Source organism: Streptomyces sp. NPDC058246, assembly GCF_042881985.1.
Classification (GTDB): Bacteria; Actinomycetota; Actinomycetes; order Streptomycetales; family Streptomycetaceae; genus Streptomyces.
This window is the reverse complement of record NZ_JBHVWZ010000002.1, coordinates 13,701-31,674: the sequence shown is the minus strand read 5'-3', so window position 1 is coordinate 31,674 and position 17,974 is coordinate 13,701. Positions and strand designations below refer to the sequence as shown.

Sequence of the window (17,974 nt, the reverse complement as noted above, 5' to 3'; positions counted from 1 at the left end):
CGCCGCTGCCCTTCTGACGCTGTGCCCGTTTTGTGCTGTGTCCGCTCTGCTGCCCTGTCCTAGTGAGGTGGTACCCCATGGCAGCCAGATTGCCTTCCCCCGCCGAGACCACGTCCGGGCCCTCCGCGCCGTCCGGGCTGACCGGGCTGTCCGGGCCTCCCGGTCAGGGCTCCCGGCCTCGCGTGCCGCTGTTCGTGTGGTGCCTTGGAATCGTCTTCCTGGCGATGAGTCTGTTCGGCAGCCACGACAAGACGGTGGACGGCTCCGCCAAGCCCGGTACCGCGGCGGCGCCGGCGTCGTCGCCGGGCGCGCACGCCCCGGGCAAGGCGGGGAAGCCGCTGCCGCATTCCAGGCCGACGCGGCTGCTCATCCCGAAGATCGACGTGGACGCCCCGTTCACCGCTCTCGCCATCGGCTCGTCGGGCAGGCTCCAGCCTCCGCCGGCCGGCGACACCAACCTGGTCGGCTGGTACGCCAAGGGCGTGTCTCCGGGGGAGGCCGGTACGGCGATCATCGCCGGGCACGTCGACACGGCGACGTCCGCGGCCGTGTTCGCGGGCCTCAGCGACCTGGAGAAGGGGGACAAGTTCAAGGTCAAAAGGGCCGACGGGCGTACCGCCACGTTCGTGGTCGACAGCGCCGAGACCTTCGAGAAGGACGACTTCCCCGACAAACGCGTCTACGCCGACACCCCCAACGCCCAGGTCCGGCTGATCACCTGTGCCGGCGACTACGACCACAGTGCGAAGGACTACACCGAGAACCTGGTGGTCTTCGCGCACCTCGTCTGACCACCGGTCAGCGTGTGTGCGGCAGGCCGTGCTCGCGCAGCGGGCCGATCCCCCAGCCGTGGCTCTCGCAGGTGTCGAGGATGCGGGGCAGCGCGGCGAGCGTGGTGCGCCAGGAACCGGGGGCGGAGGTGCAGTCGGAGTCGTGCAGCAGAACGGTGCCGCCGCCGGTCAGGTCCCGGGTGACGGTGCGGTGGACCGAGTCCGGGGTGGCCCGTTTGCGCCAGTCCTCGCCCCAGGCGGTCCACAGGACGGGGGTCAGCCCGAGGCGGCGGCAGGCGAGGTGGGCGGAGGTGTTCATCACCCCGTACGGGGGCCGGAACAGCGTGGGCGGCCGGCCGGTGACCTCGGTGACGGCGTCGCGGGCGCGCGCGAGGTCGTCGTACGTGGCGCGGGGGCCGCGCAGCAGCAGCGGGCGGTGGTGCCAGCCGTGGATGCCCGTCTCGTGCCCCTCGGCGGCCAGTTCCTTGGCCAGGCCCGGTGCGCGGTTCAGCATCGAGCCGAGCAGGAAGAAGGTGGCGCGGATGCCGCGGGCGTCCAGCAGCCGCAGGAAGTGCGGGGTGGACAGCGGGTCGGGGCCGTCGTCGAAGGTGAGGGCGATGTGATCCGGCCGGCCGCGTCCGGCGAGCCGGGGCATGGTCCGGTTGCGGAGCGGGCCGAAGGTGGAGACCACGGGTGCGGCGTGGGCGACGGCGAGTGCGGGCAGGGCACCCGCCCCGGCCCACCGCGCGGCGCGCGCGAGCTGGTCCGCCCTCATCGGTCGTCGTCCTCCAAGTAGTGGGTGAGCGCTCCGAGGTGGTGGGCCGGCGCGTCGCCGTAGGCGTCGGCGAGCGGCGCGCCGATGCCCAGCGAGACGGTGGCCGCGACGGCGGCCAGCATGAGAGTCGTCCGGCGCCGGGTCCGCCGGGTCCGCCGGGTCGAGGGGCGGGGCCGGGCGACGGCCGACGCGCCGAGCCCGGTTGCCGCCGACTCAGTGAGCACCGGCGCGGCGGACCCCGCGGCGGGGCGAGCCGGCATGACACGCCGCAACACGGCGTGAAGGCCCGGCTCCACGCGCCCGTTACCTACCGGGAGACCCGGCTCGGCACGCCGGTTACCTGTCGGGAGACCCGGCTCCACGCGCCGGTAACCTGCCGGGAGACCCGGCTCGGCACGCCGATTACCTACCGGGAGACCCGGCTCCGCGTGCCGTGCGGCGGCCGGAAGACCCGGTATCGCGCGGCGCACGGCAGCCCGTCGGCGCACCTGATCGGGCACTACGCGGGCCGCAGGGCCCGGCGCCCCGGACGGTACGGCGCCCGGGAGGCCCGGCGCCCCGGGCCGTACGGCAGCCGTGAGCCCCGGCCCCTCGGAGGGCACCGCAACCGTACGACCCCACGCCCTCGCTCTCGCTCTCGCCTTCGCCCGTACGACGGACGGCGGGCGTCCGGCCACGGCGGCGACGGTCTGGGCGGGCCCGGCCGCGGCGGAGGCGTACAGGGCCAGACCGGCCGCGCGTTGGGTCTCGCGGCGCGGGCCGTGCAGGAGTTCGGCCAGGATCGGTGCCAGGTGGTCGGGTTCGCGGATCCAGGGGGCCAGGCCCGCCTCCTCCAGCGCTGCGGCGTTGGTGTGGCCGTGGCCGGGGATGCAGCGGTAGCTGACGACCGGGAGTCCGCTGGCGAGCGCCTCCAGGGAGGTGAGCCCGCCGGCGTTCTGGACGAGGACGTCGCAGGCGTGCATGAGGCCGGGCATGTCGTCGACCCACTCGTGGACGTGGGTGATGCCGTCCGCGCGGAGCCGTTCGGCGAGGGCGTGGTTGCGGCCGCACACCACGACGGGCTCGGCGACTCCGGTGTCGCGGATCTCGGCGGCGGCCTCCCGCACCGGTCCCACCCCCCACGAGCCGGCGACGAGCAGGGCCAGCGGCGCGGCCTCGGGCAGAGCGAAACGGGCGCGGGCGGCGCGCCGGTCGGCCTCGGTGGCGGGGGTGAAGCGCGGGTCGGTCAGGGGCCCGGTCACGGTGACGCCCACGGCCCCCTGCTCGTGCGCCTGGGCGGCGGGTACCGCGTGCGCGGCGAGGTGCGCGTCGATGCCGGGCGCGACCCAGAGGGAGTGGACGGAGAAGTCCGTGAGGTAGGTCAGGGCCGGTATCGCGAGCCGGCCGCGCAGCCGCAGCGCGCCGAGGACCTGGCTGGCTCCGGGGTACGTCGACACGACCGCGCGGGTGTCGGCGGTGACGGTGGCGAGAGTGCGGCGGCGCGCCCCGCGCAGCAGGACCCGTACGGCGGGGCTGGGACGGCGGTCGTGCTCGGTGGCGGCGTAGAGGCGCTGGTAGCCCGCGGGGACCCAGGTCAGCAGGCGGTGGTAGGAGGCGCAGAGCAGCTTGCCCGTGCCGGCGGGGAGGAGGTCGAGGAAGTCGTGCCGGTCGACGTGGAAGCCCAAGGCCGCGAGGTGGCGGGTGAGTTCCGTCGCGGCGCCGTCGTGCCCGGCGCCCATGCCGGCGGATATGACGGTGATCCGCCGCGGTCGCGGTCCGCCGATATCCACCGCGGACGGCACACCCGGCTGTCCGTCCGCCGGATTGTCGAGGTACGGCACAGCAGATCAGCCTCCGAGGTGGTACGGGAGTGACACGAGCGCGGCGAAGCAGGACGGGCAGACAGGACGGAGCAGGTCAGGTCAGGACAGGTCAGGAGAGGACAGAGCAGGTCAGGGCGAGGCAAGGCGTGGTGACGCGGGGCGGTCGCGGCAGGCGTGCGGGGTTGCCGCGGCTCCTGGGGCCCGCCCGGGAGTTCGGAGTCGGTCTCCGGGATCCCGGCGCCCGCCCTGGGGGACGGAGCTTTCCCCCCGGCACACGCGCATGGCAGACTCGGACCACGGCAGCATTTACACCGCCGTAGAAGTTCTACACGACTGTAGAAGACGGGCGAGGGAACGGCAAACAAACGATGAGTGGCGACATCCAGGGGCGGGGCCCGAAGCGGGCCAACGGCGAGCGGGAGAACGAGATCCTCGGCCTGCTCCAGCGTGCCGAGGGCGCGCTGACCCCGGGCGAGGTCACCGAACGACTCGGCGGCGAGCTGACGTACAGCAGCGTGGTCACCATCCTCACCCGCATGCACACCAAGCAGCTGCTCAACCGCACCCGGCGCGGCCGGGCCTACGCCTACTCCCCCGTCACCGACGACCCCGGCTTCGCCGCCCGCCGGATGCGCACCGTGCTGGAGGAGCGCCCCGACCGCGCGGCGGTGCTGGCCCGCTTCGCCGACGGCCTGTCCGACACGGACGCGGACCTGCTGCGCCAACTGCTGGGACCCGACGCGGACAGCGACCGGCCGCTGGGACCCGACGCGGACAGCGACCGGCTGCTCGGACCCGACGCGGGCAGCGACCGGCTGCTCGGACCCGACGCGGGCAGCGACCGGTAGAGGGGCCGGCCCGGATGCGCATCTACGTCTATCTCCCGCTGCTGCTGTCCGTGATCGCGCCGCTCGGCGCCCGCCCGCTCTCCGAACGCTGTGAACCCCGCCTGGCCACCTGGCTGCTCACCGCCTCCGCGCTGATACTCGGCACGGCGACCACCATCTCCCTGGGCCTGCTGGCCATCACCGGGCTGACCGGCATCCCGTTCCTCGCCGGGCTCGGCCACTGGTCGGCCAGCACCGCCCGGTTCTACGACCCCGCAGAACCGCCCGTCGCCCTGCTGGCCGGGCTGCTGCTCGGCGGCGCGCTGGTCACCGCGGCCCGCATGCTCTGGCGGCGCGCCCGTTCCCTCGCCGCCGCCGTCTGGGAGGCCGCGTGCATGCCCGCCCACAACGGGCTGGTCATCGTCGAGGACGAGGCGCCCGACGCGTACGCGCTGCCCGGACTGCCGGGCCGCGTTGTCGTCTCCACGGGGATGCTGCGCACGCTGGACGAGACCGAGCACGACATCCTGCTCGCCCACGAGCGCGCCCATCTCGCCGCCCACCACTACCTCTTCGTCGCCTTCGCCGGGCTCGGCGCCGCCGCCAATCCGCTGCTGCGCCCCCTCGCGACCGCCGTCAGCTACACCGTGGAACGCTGGGCCGACGAGCAGGCGGTCCGCGCCACCGGCGATCGCGTCCGCGTCGCCCGCGCGGTCGGCAAGGCCGCCCTGGCCGCCCACGGCACGGCTCCGCGCCTCTCCGCCACCCCGCTCCTGGGCATCCTCGGCCGCCGCAACCCGCTCGCCGGCGCGGGACCGGTCCCGCGTCGCGTCGCCGCCCTCCTCGCCCCGCCGCTCGCCCGGCGCCCCGAACTCGTCCTCGCCACCACGGCGGTCCTCGCCCTCACCGTCCTGTCCACCGTCGCCGCCACCCACGACCTCCACGCCTTCCTGGAAGTGGCAGGCGTCGCCCACCACGAGCACCATCACCTCGACATGGACGGCCCGCACCACATCGCCCTGCCCGCCCGCTGACCCGGTACGGGACGCCGGCGTGCGGCGGCTCACCCGCTTCTCCTCCACCGGGATTTCTTCCACCGGCTTTTCCGCCACGCACTTTTCCTCCACCGGGATCGTCCACAGGGATTTCGTCCACCGGGATTTCGTCCACAGGGATTTCCCAGCGTTCGTCCCGGCGTCTCCCACGCGGCGTCCTTAGCGTGCGAGTCGCCCGTGCGTCCCGTCTCAGTCAAGTGCGGGCAGGTCCCGGGCTCCCACAGTGGAGGAGCCCGGGGCCTTCCGGTCAAGGGCCGGCACGGACCGTCGAGGCCCCCGCACAGGCCCCCGCACAGGCCCCCCGCATGGGCGGCTCTCAGCGAACCCCCAGGTTTCTGCAAGCCGCCCCTCATGAACACCGGGGAGAGTCGGCACCATGGCCGACCACTCCACGCCCAAGCACCGGCTCCTCGTCGTGGAGGACGAGGCGAGTATCCGCGCCCTGCTGGAGTCCACGCTGCGGCTCACCGGCTTCGAGGTGAGCAGCGCGGACTCCGGTGCGGCCGCCCTGCGGGAGGTCGAGCGGTTCGGACCCGATCTGGTCCTGCTCGACGTGATGCTGCCGGACCTGGACGGTTTCGAGGTGACCCGGTCGATGCGGGCGGGCGGCATCACCACCCCCGTGCTGTTCCTGACCGCGCGCATCGACGTGTCCGACCGCATCGCCGGGCTGCGGTCCGGCGGGGACGACTACGTCACCAAGCCGTTCAGCATCGAGGAGGTGCTGCTGCGGATCCGGGCGATCCTGCGCCGTACCGGCGCGGAGGAGTCGCCGTCCGGCGAGGCGGGCGAGAACATCCTGCTCTTCGCCGACCTCCGGCTCGACGAGGACGCGCACGAGGTGCACCGCGCGGACCGGTATGTGCCGCTCTCCCCCACCGAGTTCCAGCTGCTCGGCTATCTCATGGCCAACGCCAACCGGGTGCTGAGCAGGACGCAGATCGTGCAGCACGTGTGGGGCTACGACTTCGCGGGCGACTCACGCATCGTCGAGACGTACGTGAAGTATCTGCGCAAGAAGATCGACTGCGTCGGGCCGCCGCTCATCCACACCGTCCGCGGGATCGGCTACTGCCTGCGGCTGCCCCGCGATCACGGCCAGCACGCCCAGGCCGCCGACCGGTGAAGCGGCGTTTCCCGCCACGCCGGGCGACGCGCACGGGGCCGCACGGGGCACCCCGCACAGGGCCGCGCGCGGCACCGCGCACGGGGCCACGCCGCACACCGCGCACGGGGCCGCGCCGCCCCACCTCCCTGCGGCGCCGTCTCGTCCTCGGCATCAGCGTCGTCGCCACCGCCGCCGTGCTGGCCGCCGAGGTCGTCGGCTTCGTCGTGCTGCGGTCCTGGCTGATGGACAGCCTCGACAACCAGCTCACCGGCTTCCGCACACCCCAGAAGGCGTACGGCGACGCGGTGAGCGGACACGGGTTCCCGAGCAGGTTCACCACCCCCGGCTCCCTGCCCTCCGACTTCCGGGTCTCCTTCTACGACTCCGACGGCCGCCTCCTGGCCGCCACGCTCGGCGACCCGCAACCCTCGGCGCCCGCTCTGTCCTCCTCCGCCGACGGCCTCGGCCTGACGCCGGGACGGCCCACCACCGTCTCCGCCACGTCGGGCGGCGGGCACTGGCGGGTCGTCCTGCGCGGCGGTCCCGACGGTATGAAGGCGGTCGTCGCCCTGCCCATGGACACCGTGGACGGCGCCACCTCCAAGATCCTCCTGGTGGACGGCGTCCTGCTCGCCCTGACCATCGCCTGCGTCGTGCTGCTCGGCCGCTGGGTCGTCCGGCTCGGGCTGCTTCCCCTGACCCGGATGGAGCGCACGGCCGAGGACATCACCGACGGCAATCTCGACCTGCGGCTGCCCGACACCGACGGGCGCACCGAGACCGGGCGGCTCGGCCGGGTCCTGAACACCATGCTCGAACGGCTCCAGGGCGCCCTGCGCGAACGCGAGACCTCCGAGGCCAGACTGCGCCGCTTCGTCGCCGACGCCGGCCACGAACTGCGCACCCCGCTGACCACGATCCAGGGCTTCGCCGAACTCGCCCTGCGCCACGAGCACCAGTCCGCCGAGGGCCGGCGGGAGGCGAACCGGCTGATCGCCCAGAACGCCGAACGCATGGGCCTGCTCGTCGACGACCTGCAACTGCTCGCGCAACTCGACCAGGAGCCGTCCTACCGCCGGGACCCCGTCGACCTGCTCTCGCTGGCCGCCGACGCGGTGAGCGCCGCCGCCCTGGGCGCTCCGGGCCGCCCGATCGGTCTGGAGCCCCTCTGCAAAGGCACGTCCACGGGCGCGTCCACGGGCGCGTCCACGGGGATGTCCACGGGGACGGAGGAGCTGGAGCTGGTGGAGACCGTCGGCGATCCCCACCGGCTGCGGCAGGTCGTCGAGAACCTGCTGTCCAACGCGCGGACGCACACCCCCGCGGACACCCCCGTCCATGTACGCGTCGGAACGGGCCTCACCGGTCCGGACACCGGTGGCGTGGACCGCCCGGGCCGTACCAGCGCGACGCCACCGCTTCCGTACGGCATCCCCGTCAGCGTGCTGGAGATCGCCGACGAAGGGCCGGGCCTGGAACCCGAGGACGCCCAGCGCGTCTTCGAACGCTTCTACCGGGTGGACCGCTCCCGCTCCCGCAGCCAGGGCGGCAGCGGGCTCGGGCTCGCCATCGCCGCCGCGATCGCGCGGGGCCACGGCGGCCGCCTGGAACTGGACACCGCCCCCGGAGAGGGCTGCACGTTCCGCCTGCTCATGCCTCGAAGCGGTAGCCCATGCCGGGCTCGGTGACGAGGTAGCGGGGGTGGGAGGGATCCGCTTCCAGTTTGCGCCTGAGCTGGGCCATGTAGACCCGCAGATAGTTGGTCTTGTTGCTGTAGGGGACGCCCCACACCTCCTCGAGGAGCCGGCGCTGCGTGACGAGGCGGCCCGGGTTGCAGACCAGGATCTCCAGCAGATGCCACTCGGTCGGGGTGAGGCGTACGTCGTGCCCGGCGCGGGTGGCCTTCTTGGCGGCCAGGTCGACGGTGAAGTCGTCGGTGGTGACGAGAACGGTCTCGGGGGCGACCGGCAGGGCGTCCGTACGGCGGACGGCGGCGCGCAGCCGGGCCAGTAGCTCGTTCATGCTGAACGGCTTCGTGATGTAGTCGTCGGCGCCCGCGTCGAGCGCGGCGACCTTCTCGTCGGAGGCCCGGCGCACGGACAGCACCAGGATCGGCACACGGGTCCAGCCGCGCGGGGCCTTGATGACGTCCCGTCCATGTCGGGCAGCCCCAGGTCCAGTACGAGCACGTCGGGCCGGCGCGCGCGGCGGCGAGCCGCAGCGCCGTGGCGCCGTCGGGGGCCGCGTCGACTCCGTACCCGCAGGCCTGCATGTTGATCACGAGCGCACGTACCAGCTGTGGATCGTCCTCGACCACCAGCAACCGAGTCATCGGTGTGCGCCTTTCCTGTCGTACGGGAGGCCGGTGAGCGAGCAGCAGCAACCGGCTTCATGGCTGCGGGAGTCGGCGGGCACGAGGGTGGTCCTCGGCCGCCAACTCCCGCGTGGTGCGCGCAAGGCCATCAGCTCTTCGCCACGAGTGCCTTGAGCGCGATGTTGAGTTCGAGGACGTTGACGCGAGGCTCACCGATGAAGCCGAGGGTACGGCCGTCGGTGTGCTCGTCGACCAGCTTCTGCACCTGGGCGACGGGGAGGTCGTTCTTCTCCGCGATGCGGTGGACCTGGATGTCCGCGTAGGCCGGGGAGATGTCCGGGTCCAGGCCGGAGCCGGAGGACGTCACCGCGTCGGCGGGGACCTCGGAGGGCTTGACCTTGTAGTCGGCGGTCGAGTTGTCCTTGACGACCGCGGCCTTGGCGTCCTTGACCCACTTGATCAGCTCGGCGTTGTCCCCGGCACGGTTGGTGGCGCCGGACAGGATCAGCGTGTACTGCGTGTTGACCGAGTTCACACCCAGCCCGTTCGCCGGACGGCCCTGGAACCACTTCAGGTCGGGCTCCGGGGTCTCCTGACCCTTCTTCAGCGGCAGGTTGTAGGACTGGCCGATCAGCGAGGAGCCGACGACCGTACCGTTCGCCCTGATCTCCGAGCCGTTCGCCTTGTCCGGGAACAGGCCCTGGGTGACGCCGGTGACGGCGAGCGGGTAGAGGACACCGCAGACGACGGTGAGGACGAGCAGGGCCCGCAGGCCGGCCCAGAGCAACCGGGCAGTGTTCGTAACCGAGTTGTTCATGGTGATCTCAGCACGCTTTCAAAAAATTACAGCCCGGGGATGAGGGAGATGATCAGGTCGATGATCTTGATGCCGATGAAGGGCGCGACGAGGCCGCCGAGGCCGTAGATCCCGAGGTTGCGGCGGAGCATCCTGTCCGCGCTGACCGGCCGGTACTGCACACCCCGCAGGGCGAGCGGCACCAGCGCGATGATGATCAGCGCGTTGAAGATGACCGCCGAGAGGATCGCGGAGTCGGGCGAGGACAGGTGCATGATGTTGAGCTTGTCCAGGCCCGGGTAGACCGCCGCGAACAGCGCCGGGATGATCGCGAAGTACTTCGCGACGTCGTTGGCGATGGAGAACGTCGTGAGCGCGCCCCGGGTGATCAGCAGTTGCTTGCCGATCTCCACGATCTCGATGAGCTTGGTGGGGTTGGAGTCCAGGTCCACCATGTTCCCGGCCTCCTTGGCGGCCGAGGTACCGGTGTTCATCGCCACGCCGACGTCGGCCTGGGCGAGCGCGGGCGCGTCGTTCGTGCCGTCACCGGTCATCGCGACGAGTTTGCCGCCCGCCTGCTCCCGCTTGATCAGCGCCATCTTGTCCTCGGGAGTCGCCTCCGCGAGGAAGTCGTCGACGCCCGCCTCATCGGCGATCGCCTTGGCCGTCAGCGGGTTGTCGCCCGTGATCATGACGGTCTTGATGCCCATGCGGCGCAGCTCGTCGAACCGCTCCCGCATGCCCTCCTTGACGACGTCCTTGAGGTGGATGACGCCCAGCACCCGGGCGCCTTCCGTGTCGTCGACGGCCACGAGGAGCGGGGTACCGCCCGCCTCGGAGATCCGGTTGGCCAGGGTGTCGGCGTCCTCGGACACCTCGCCGCCCTGCTCCCGGACCCAGGCGATGACCGAACCGGCCGCGCCCTTGCGGATCCTGCGTCCGTCGACGTCCACACCCGACATCCGGGTCTGGGCGGTGAAGGCGATCCACTCGGCGCCCGCGAGCTCGCCCTGGTGGCGCGCGCGCAGTCCGTACTTCTCCTTCGCCAGTACGACGATGGAGCGGCCCTCGGGCGTCTCGTCGGCCAGCGAGGAGAGCTGGGCGGCGTCGGCCGCCTCGGCCTCGGTGGTGCCGGTCACCGGCACGAACTCGGAGGCCTGACGGTTGCCGAGGGTGATGGTGCCCGTCTTGTCGAGCAGCAGGGTGGAGACGTCACCGGCGGCCTCGACGGCACGGCCGGACATCGCCAGTACGTTGCGCTGGACCAGCCGGTCCATGCCCGCGATACCGATCGCGGAGAGCAGCGCGCCGATCGTCGTCGGGATCAGACAGACCAGGAGGGCCACCAGCACGACCAGGGTCAGATGCGTGCCCGCGTAGTCCGCGAAGGGAGGCAGCGTGGCCACCGCGAGCAGGAAGACGATCGTGAGCGACGCGAGAAGGATGTTCAGCGCGATCTCGTTGGGTGTCTTCTGCCGTGCGGCGCCCTCGACGAGGGCGATCATGCGGTCGATGAAGGTCTCGCCCGGCTTGGTCGTGATCTTGATGACGATCCGGTCGGAGAGGACCTTCGTGCCGCCGGTGACGGCCGAGCGGTCGCCGCCGGACTCGCGGATGACCGGGGCCGACTCACCGGTGATGGCCGACTCGTCCACGGACGCCACGCCCTCGACGACGTCACCGTCGCCCGGGATGATGTCGCCCGCCTCGCAGACGACCAGGTCGCCGACGCGCAGCTCGGTGCCGGGCACCTGCTCCTCGCGGTCTTTGGCCAGACGGCGGGCGACCGTGTCGGTCTTGGCCCTGCGCAGGGTCTCCGCCTGCGCCTTGCCGCGTCCCTCGGCCACCGCCTCCGCCAGGTTGGCGAAGATCACGGTCAGCCACAGCCAGGCGCTGATCGCCCAGCCGAACCAGTCGCCCGGGTCATTGAAGGAGAAGACCGTCGTCAGCACCGAGCCGACGAGGACCACGAACATCACGGGGGACTTGATCATCACCCGCGGGTCGAGCTTGCGGAAGGCGTCCGGCAGCGACTTCAGCAGCTGCTTCGGGTCGAAGAGACCCGCGCCGACACGTCCTTCGTCCTTGTGGCCGGTCGGCACCTCGCTGTGCGGCGCCCGGGTCGCAGTGGCTGTGGACATCGAGTCCTCTTGGTTCTCTGAGCGGGTCTTCTCTGTACGAGTGGTCATGACGCCAGCCCCTCGGCCAGCGGACCCAGTGCCAGGGCGGGGAAGTAGGTCAGACCGGTGATGATCAGGATCGCGCCCACGAGGAGACCCGTGAACAGCGGCTTCTCGGTCCGCAGGGTGCCCGCGGTCGCCGGGACCGGCTTCTGCTCGGCGAGCGAGCCGGCCAGCGCCAGCACGAAGATCATCGGCGCGAAGCGGCCGAGCAGCATCGCGATGCCGATGGTGGTGTTGAACCACTGCGTGTCCGCGTTCAGACCCGCGAAGGCGGAGCCGTTGTTGTTGGCAGCGGACGTGTAGGCGTAGAGGATCTCGGAGAATCCGTGCGCCCCGCTGTTGGTCATCGAGTGGCCCGGGGTGGGCAGGGCCATCGCCACGGCGGTGAAGACGAGCACCAGGGCCGGGGTGATCAGGATGTAGCAGGCCGCCAGCTTGATCTCGCGGGTGCCGATCTTCTTGCCCAGGTACTCGGGTGTACGGCCGACCATCAGACCGGCGATGAACACCGCGATGATCGCCATGATCAGCATCCCGTAGAGGCCGGAGCCGGTACCACCGGGTGCGATCTCGCCGAGCTGCATACCCAGCATGGTGATGCCGCCACCGAGGCCGGTGAACGAGGAGTGGAAGGAGTCCACCGCACCGGTCGAGGTCAGCGTGGTCGCCACGGCGAAGATCGACGAGGCACCGACGCCGAAGCGGTCCTCCTTGCCCTCCATCGCCCCGCCGGCGATCTGGAACGCCGGGCCGTGGTGGGCGAACTCGGTCCACATCATCAGGGCGGTGAAGCCGATCCAGATGGTGACCATCGTGGCGAGGATCGCGTACCCCTGGCGCAGCGAGCCGACCATCCGGCCGAAGGTGCGGGTCAGGGAGAACGGGATGACCAGGAGCAGGAAGATCTCGAAGAGGTTCGAGAACGGGGTGGGGTTCTCGAAGGGGTGCGCGCTGTTGGCGTTGAAGTAACCGCCGCCGTTCGTGCCCACCTCCTTGATGGCCTCCTGCGAGGCGACCGCGCCGCCGTTCCACTGCTGCGAGCCGCCCATGAACTGGCCGACGGCGTGGATCCCGGAGAAGTTCTGGATGGCGCCGCAGGCGACCAGGACGATCGCGGCGACGACGGAGAGCGGCAGCAGGATACGGATCGTGCCGCGCACCAGGTCGGCCCAGAAGTTGCCGAGCTCACCGGTGCGAGCGCGTGAGAAGCCGCGTACGAGGGCCACCGCGACGGCGATACCGACCGAGGCGGAGAGGAAGTTCTGCACCGCCAGGCCGCCTGTCTGCACGACGTGGCCCATGGCCTGCTCGCCGTAGTACGACTGCCAGTTGGTGTTCGTCACGAAGGACGCGGCGGTGTTGAACGCCTGGTCCGGGTCGATCGAGGAGAAGCCGAGCGAGCCGGGCAGCGAGCCCTGGACGCGCTGAAGCACGTACAGGAAGAGCACGCTGACGGCGGAGAAGGCGAGGACGCCACGCAGGTACGCGGGCCAGCGCATCTCGGTGTTCGGGTTGGCGCCGATGCCCTTGTAGATCCACTTCTCGACACGCAGGTGCTTGTCGGAGGAGTAGACCTTGGCCATGTAGTCGCCGAGGGGACGGTAGGCGAGTGCCACTGCCGCTATGAGGGCGAGCATCTGGAGCACACCGGCGAGGACGGGGCTCATAGCGGCGCTCAGAACCTCTCCGGGAAGACGAGGGCGAGGATGAGATAGCCCAGCAGGGCGACGGCCACGATCAGGCCGACGATGTTCTCGGCGGTCACAGCTTCGTCACCCCCTTGGCGACGAGGGCCACCAGCGCGAACACCGCGATCGTGGTGACGACGAAGGCCACGTCGGCCATCGTGAGCTCCTAGCTGAGGTTCGGATCGAACGGACGATTAGAGGAAAGCGCCTCTCTGGCCGGATTCAGCCGTCGTTGACGGCTCCCTTACGGGGCGCGGTGCGCCTTTGACGCATCTCTGACGGGCCGCTGCGGAACCCCGCCTCGGGACAGGCTCGGGACAGGCTCAGGACAGCCGGAAGCGCAGCCTGCAGATGACCGCGTCCGTGTCCTTCCCCAAGCCGAACGAGTGGGACTCCGGGGTTGGCGCTCGCCGGTATCCGGGGGTTCCTCGTCGCCGGGGGCGGCGCCCGGGGCGGCGGTCAGGACGGACTTGGGGCATGGGCTCCTTCACTCGCGCACAGCACGACACGAAGAGAGCCGCGTACGCGGGGAGGCGGTGCCCGTGCCTCATTCATCCCCCTCAGCCAACTCCCCGGCACCCCGCCCCGGTACGGATCTTGACGACACCCTGGTGCCGCTCACCTGGACGTTGACACCGCCTTGACGGGCCCTGTCCGGACGGGGTCTCCTCATCACCCGTGGGTTCGCGTTCCCGCCGGCCGGTGCGGTTCTCAGAACCGGACCGGCAGACCGACCGGGTAGGTGCCGTCGCCCGCGAACCCGACGCGTTGGGCGATGCGCTCGATCCGCGGCCGCAGCGCGGCTGTCCGGCGCGGCGCGAAGGCCCGCATCACATGCGTCCGCAGCCGGGTGTGCTCTGTGCGCTGCTCCGCATCGTCCGGGGAGGCCGGATCAGCACGGTTTCACGGCGGTTTCACGGCCTCGGGGGTGCGTGGCCGGCCGGTCTTGACGCAGTCTTGATGCGTTCGGCCCAGCTGTCCGTGGGCCCGGGAATCACTCTCTGCATAGGCTGGTTCCGCCGTGTCCTCGATGGCCGGAAACGCTCGAAGAGCCGCACGTCAGGAGCACGCCGATGGCCGCCGCCGACCACGACGCCCGCCCGAGCCGCCTGCGTGCGTGGATGCTGGAGGGCCTGTCCGACATGGCCAAGGTCCCGCAGGGACCGCACGCCCCGCCCGAGCCCGCGCACAAGGGCCAGCGGTGGTGGCGGGTGATGTGCCTGACCGGCGTCGACTACTTCTCCACCCTCGGCTACCAGCCGGGCATCGCCGCCCTGGCGGCAGGGCTGCTGTCCCCCGTGGCCACCATCGTGCTGGTCATCGTCACCCTGGCGGGCGCACTGCCCGTCTACCGGCGGGTGGCCGAGGAGAGCCCGCGCGGCGCGGGGTCGATCGCCATGCTGGAACGACTGCTCTCCTTCTGGCAGGGCAAGCTGTTCGTCCTCACCCTGCTGGGCTTCGCCGCCACCGACTTCCTGATCACCATCACCCTTTCGGCCGCGGACGCCTCCACCCACCTGGTGGAGAACCCCCACCTCAACGCGACCCTGCACAACCAGCAGATGCTGATCACCCTGATCTTCGTCGCCCTGCTGGGCGCGGTCTTCCTCAAGGGCTTCCTGGAGGCGATCGGCGTCGCGGTCGTCCTGGTGGGGATCTACCTGGCGCTGAACGCCGTGGTCGTGGTCGCCGGCCTCTGGCACGTGGCCACCGCCGGGCACGTGGTCGCCGACTGGTCGGCCGGCCTCACCGCCGAGCACGGAAACGCCCTCGCCATGGTCGGCGTGGCCCTGCTGGTCTTCCCCAAGCTCGCCCTCGGCCTCTCCGGCTTCGAGACCGGCGTGGCGGTCATGCCGCATGTCGAGGGCGAGTCCGGCGACACCGAGGAGAAGCCGGCCGGCCGCATCCGGGGCACCAAGAAACTGCTCACCACCGCCGCCGTGATCATGAGCGTCTTCCTGATCTGCACCAGCTTCATCACCACGCTCCTCATCCCGGCGCAGGAGTTCAAGCCGGGCGGCCAGGCCAACGGCCGCGCGCTGGCCTACCTGGCGCACCAGTACCTCGGCGGCGCCTTCGGCACGGTCTACGACGTCTCGACGATCGCCATCCTGTGGTTCGCCGGCGCCTCCGCCATGGCCGGACTCCTGAACCTCATGCCCCGCTATCTGCCCCGGTACGGCATGGCACCGCACTGGGCACGCGCCGTCCGTCCCATGGTGATCGTCTTCATCCTGGTCGCGTTCCTGGTCACCTGGATCTTCAACGCCAGCGTCGACGCCCAGGGCGGCGCGTACGCCACCGGTGTCCTCGTCCTCATCAGCTCCGCCGCCATCGCGGTCACCATCGCCGCCCGCAAGGCCCAGCAGCGGGGCTGGACGATCGCCTTCGCCGTCATCTCGGCGGTCTTCCTCTACACGACCGTCGTGAACGTCATCGAACGCCCCGACGGCGTCAAGATCGGCGCCTGCTTCATCACCGGCATCATCCTCGTGTCGTTGTTGTCCCGGCTGGCGCGCGCCTTCGAGCTGCGCGTCACCAGCGTGACCCTGGACGACCTGGCGGAACGTTTCGTACGGGACATCGCCAGCCGGCGGATCCGCTTCATCGCCAACGAGCCGGACAAGCGTGACATCACCGAGTACCGGGAGAAGATCGAGCAGATCCGGGCCGACAACGACGTCCCGGCCCAGGAGGACTTCGTCTTCCTCGAGGTCACGGTCCTGGACCCGTCGGAGTTCGAGGCGGGCCTGACCGTACGCGGTGAGGTCCTGCACGGCCGCTACCGCGTCCTGACCCTGGAGTCGTCCTCCATCCCCAACGCCCTCGCCGCGCTCCTGCTCTACGTCCGCGACGCCACCGGCTGCACCCCGCACATCTACTTCGAATGGACCGAGGGCAACCCCTTCGCCAACTTCCTCCGCTTCTTCCTCTTCGGCCAGGGCGAGGTCGCCCCCGTCACCCGAGAGGTCCTCCGCGAAGCCGAACCGAACCGCACCCGCCGCCCACGGGTCCACGTCGGCTAGGGCCGGTCCGGCGGCTCATGCCGGAGACGCGGGGTCCAGCACGCCCTCCTCCGCCCCTCAGCCCTCCTCCGCCGCCGCGCCCCCACCCACCGTGAACCCGATCACCGCGCCGCCCCCGTCCCGCCGGAAGGCGAACGGCTTGCCCCCATGAGCGGCAGCCACCTCCCGCACGATGGACAGCCCCAGCCCGGACCCGGGCAGACTGCGCGCCTCGGCGGCGCGATAGAAGCGGTCGAACACCCGCACAAGGTCACCGTCGGCGATCCCCGGCCCCCGGTCGAGCACCTCGACCCGGACCGTCCCGGCCCGCCGACCGGCCGTCGCGCCGGCGCCGGCGCCCGGGCCGGATTCGATCCCGCCCACGGCACTCGCCCCCGTCCCCATGCCCACCACCGCGATCTCGATCGGCCCCTTCCCGTCCCGATCGAACTTGGCCGCGTTCTCGACGAGATTGGAGATCGCCCGCTGAAGGGCGGTGGGCCGCCCGTCCACCGAGGTGTCACCGCTCACCCGCACGGCGATCTCCCGTCCGCTGCGCCGCCGCGCGACGATCGCGACGTCCTCCGCCAGCTCGGCGAGATCGAGCGGCCGCACCGGCTCGGTGTCGGACCGCCCGGCCGCGAGCGCGACCAGCTCGTTGACGAGGTCGGTCAGCTCGCGGGACTCCAGCGCGAGGTCGGCGACGAGCTCCTCGCGGGCGGCGGGCGGCAGCTCGTCGATACGGCGGAGCATGGAGATGTTCGTACGCAGCGAGGTCAGCGGCGTACGCAGCTCATGGCCCGCGTCCTGGACCAGGCGCCGCTGGTCCTCCTCGGACTGGGCGAGCCGGCCGAGCATCCGGTCGAAGGAACGCCCGAGCCGGGCCACCTCGTCGTACCCGGTGACCGGCACCTGAATGCCGAGCCGCCCGGTGCGCGCGACATCCTCGGCGGCCCCGGCCAGCCGTACCAGGCGCCGGGTGATCCGCCGGGCCAGCCACCAGCCGAACAGCCCCGACGCGATCACCACCGCCCCGACGAGCAGCACGGTCCGCTGCTGCAACTCCCGCAGCAGATCCTCCGTGTCGCTGAACTGCTGGGCCACCTGCACCGCGCCCCGCCCGCCGCCGAGCGCGACGGTCGCCACGCGGTAGCGGTCGCCGCCGACGTCGACCTCCTTGTGCTCCTCCACCTTGCCGGCCTTCGCGTCGTCGGCGATCGCCCGGTCGTGACCGTCCACGGGCAGCACGGGCTTCCCGTGATCATGGATCGCGCCCGCGGGCCCGAGCACCTGCACATCCGTACGGCTGGGCCGGATGATGTCGTCGAGCGGCCCGTCGTGGTCGGGATCGGTGGACGAGAAGTCGGCCGGGCTCAGCGACTGCTCGCGCACCTGGCTGCGCAGGTCCTGCACGACCCCGGCGAAGACGGTCTGCTGGTCCACGCGCACCAGCCGGGCGGCCGCGTCGTAACTCAGGAACCCGACGAGGACCGTGACGGCGGCTGCGACGGCCGCGAAGGACACGGTGAAGGTGGCCCGCAACGAGGACATACGCCGCAGCCGGGGCCGGGAAAACCGAGACGGCAGCCGAAACCGGGAGAACCTGCCGGAGCCGGTGGATCTGCTGGAGCCGGTGGAGCCAGTGGATCTG

13 protein-coding genes and 1 pseudogene are annotated in these 17,974 nt (G+C 71.5%); 6 read left to right on the top strand and 8 right to left on the bottom strand.

Translation table 11 applies throughout. The features are described 5' to 3' along the window. Positions 1–77 precede the first annotated feature (77 nt). Complete coding sequence (locus ACFVXA_RS02620) at positions 78–791, top strand: class F sortase (RefSeq protein ID WP_362018488.1); 714 nt, start codon at positions 78–80, stop codon at positions 789–791. A gap of 7 nt (positions 792–798) precedes the next feature. Here ACFVXA_RS02620 and ACFVXA_RS02615 read toward each other — a convergent pair whose 3' ends face one another. Together ACFVXA_RS02615 and ACFVXA_RS02610 are read right to left on the bottom strand one after the other, a co-directional pair. Then, on the bottom strand, positions 799–1,545 hold the full coding sequence (locus ACFVXA_RS02615) for a polysaccharide deacetylase family protein (RefSeq protein ID WP_390023564.1): 747 nt from the start codon (positions 1,543–1,545) through the stop codon (positions 799–801). Continuing rightward, positions 1,542–3,365, bottom strand: a complete 1,824-nt coding sequence (locus tag ACFVXA_RS02610) for a glycosyltransferase (protein ID WP_390023562.1) — start codon at positions 3,363–3,365, stop codon at positions 1,542–1,544. The genes ACFVXA_RS02615 and ACFVXA_RS02610 overlap by 4 nt, the downstream gene beginning before the upstream one ends. A gap of 350 nt (positions 3,366–3,715) precedes the next feature. On the opposite strand from ACFVXA_RS02610, the gene ACFVXA_RS02605 reads away from it, so the two are divergent. The 4 genes from ACFVXA_RS02605 (at position 3,716) to ACFVXA_RS02590 (ending at position 8,025) form a co-directional block, all read left to right on the top strand. After that, positions 3,716–4,195 carry a BlaI/MecI/CopY family transcriptional regulator gene (locus tag ACFVXA_RS02605; protein ID WP_390023560.1) on the top strand — a complete coding sequence of 160 codons (480 nt, stop codon included), beginning with the start codon at positions 3,716–3,718 and terminating at the stop codon, positions 4,193–4,195. Between the two features lie 14 nt (positions 4,196–4,209). Beyond that, positions 4,210–5,208 carry a M56 family metallopeptidase gene (locus tag ACFVXA_RS02600; RefSeq protein WP_390023558.1) on the top strand — a complete coding sequence of 333 codons (999 nt, stop codon included), beginning with the start codon at positions 4,210–4,212 and terminating at the stop codon, positions 5,206–5,208. Positions 5,209–5,605: 397 nt separating this feature from the next. Continuing rightward, entirely contained in the window at positions 5,606–6,355 is a 750-nt protein-coding gene (locus ACFVXA_RS02595; RefSeq protein ID WP_362018479.1) for a response regulator transcription factor, read from the top strand. A gap of 128 nt (positions 6,356–6,483) precedes the next feature. Further along, the gene (locus tag ACFVXA_RS02590; protein WP_390023831.1) at positions 6,484–8,025 is read left to right on the top strand and encodes a sensor histidine kinase; all 1,542 of its coding nucleotides are present in this window, start codon (positions 6,484–6,486) and stop codon (positions 8,023–8,025) included. On the opposite strand, the pseudogene ACFVXA_RS02585 reads toward ACFVXA_RS02590, so the two are convergent. The 5 genes and pseudogenes from ACFVXA_RS02585 to kdpF all read right to left on the bottom strand — a co-directional run bounded on the left by ACFVXA_RS02585 (position 7,988) and on the right by kdpF (position 13,395). Continuing rightward, positions 7,988–8,669, bottom strand: a pseudogene (locus ACFVXA_RS02585) (winged helix-turn-helix domain-containing protein). The gene ACFVXA_RS02590 and the pseudogene ACFVXA_RS02585 sit on opposite strands and share 38 nt — an antisense overlap. 130 nt (positions 8,670–8,799) lie before the next feature. Continuing rightward, the gene (locus tag ACFVXA_RS02580; protein ID WP_389934458.1) at positions 8,800–9,468 is read right to left on the bottom strand and encodes a potassium-transporting ATPase subunit C; all 669 of its coding nucleotides are present in this window, start codon (positions 9,466–9,468) and stop codon (positions 8,800–8,802) included. A gap of 26 nt (positions 9,469–9,494) precedes the next feature. After that, positions 9,495–11,588, bottom strand: a complete 2,094-nt coding sequence (kdpB, locus tag ACFVXA_RS02575; protein WP_389934461.1) for a potassium-transporting ATPase subunit KdpB — start codon at positions 11,586–11,588, stop codon at positions 9,495–9,497. A gap of 44 nt (positions 11,589–11,632) precedes the next feature. Continuing rightward, positions 11,633–13,297, bottom strand: a complete 1,665-nt coding sequence (gene kdpA, locus ACFVXA_RS02570; RefSeq protein WP_389934464.1) for a potassium-transporting ATPase subunit KdpA — start codon at positions 13,295–13,297, stop codon at positions 11,633–11,635. A gap of 8 nt (positions 13,298–13,305) precedes the next feature. Continuing rightward, a complete protein-coding gene (gene kdpF, locus ACFVXA_RS02565; protein WP_266456782.1) occupies positions 13,306–13,395 on the bottom strand; it encodes a K(+)-transporting ATPase subunit F in 90 nt (29 codons plus the stop codon). Positions 13,396–14,391: 996 nt separating this feature from the next. Here kdpF and ACFVXA_RS02560 point away from each other — a divergent pair. Then, positions 14,392–16,344, top strand: coding sequence for an amino acid transporter (locus ACFVXA_RS02560; RefSeq protein ID WP_383736666.1), 1,953 nt, complete (start codon positions 14,392–14,394; stop codon positions 16,342–16,344). A gap of 57 nt (positions 16,345–16,401) precedes the next feature. Here the strand turns inward: ACFVXA_RS02560 and ACFVXA_RS02555 are convergent, their stop codons facing one another. Next, positions 16,402–17,874, bottom strand: a complete 1,473-nt coding sequence (locus ACFVXA_RS02555; protein WP_390023556.1) for an ATP-binding protein — start codon at positions 17,872–17,874, stop codon at positions 16,402–16,404. Between the last annotated feature and the right edge of the window lie 100 nt (positions 17,875–17,974).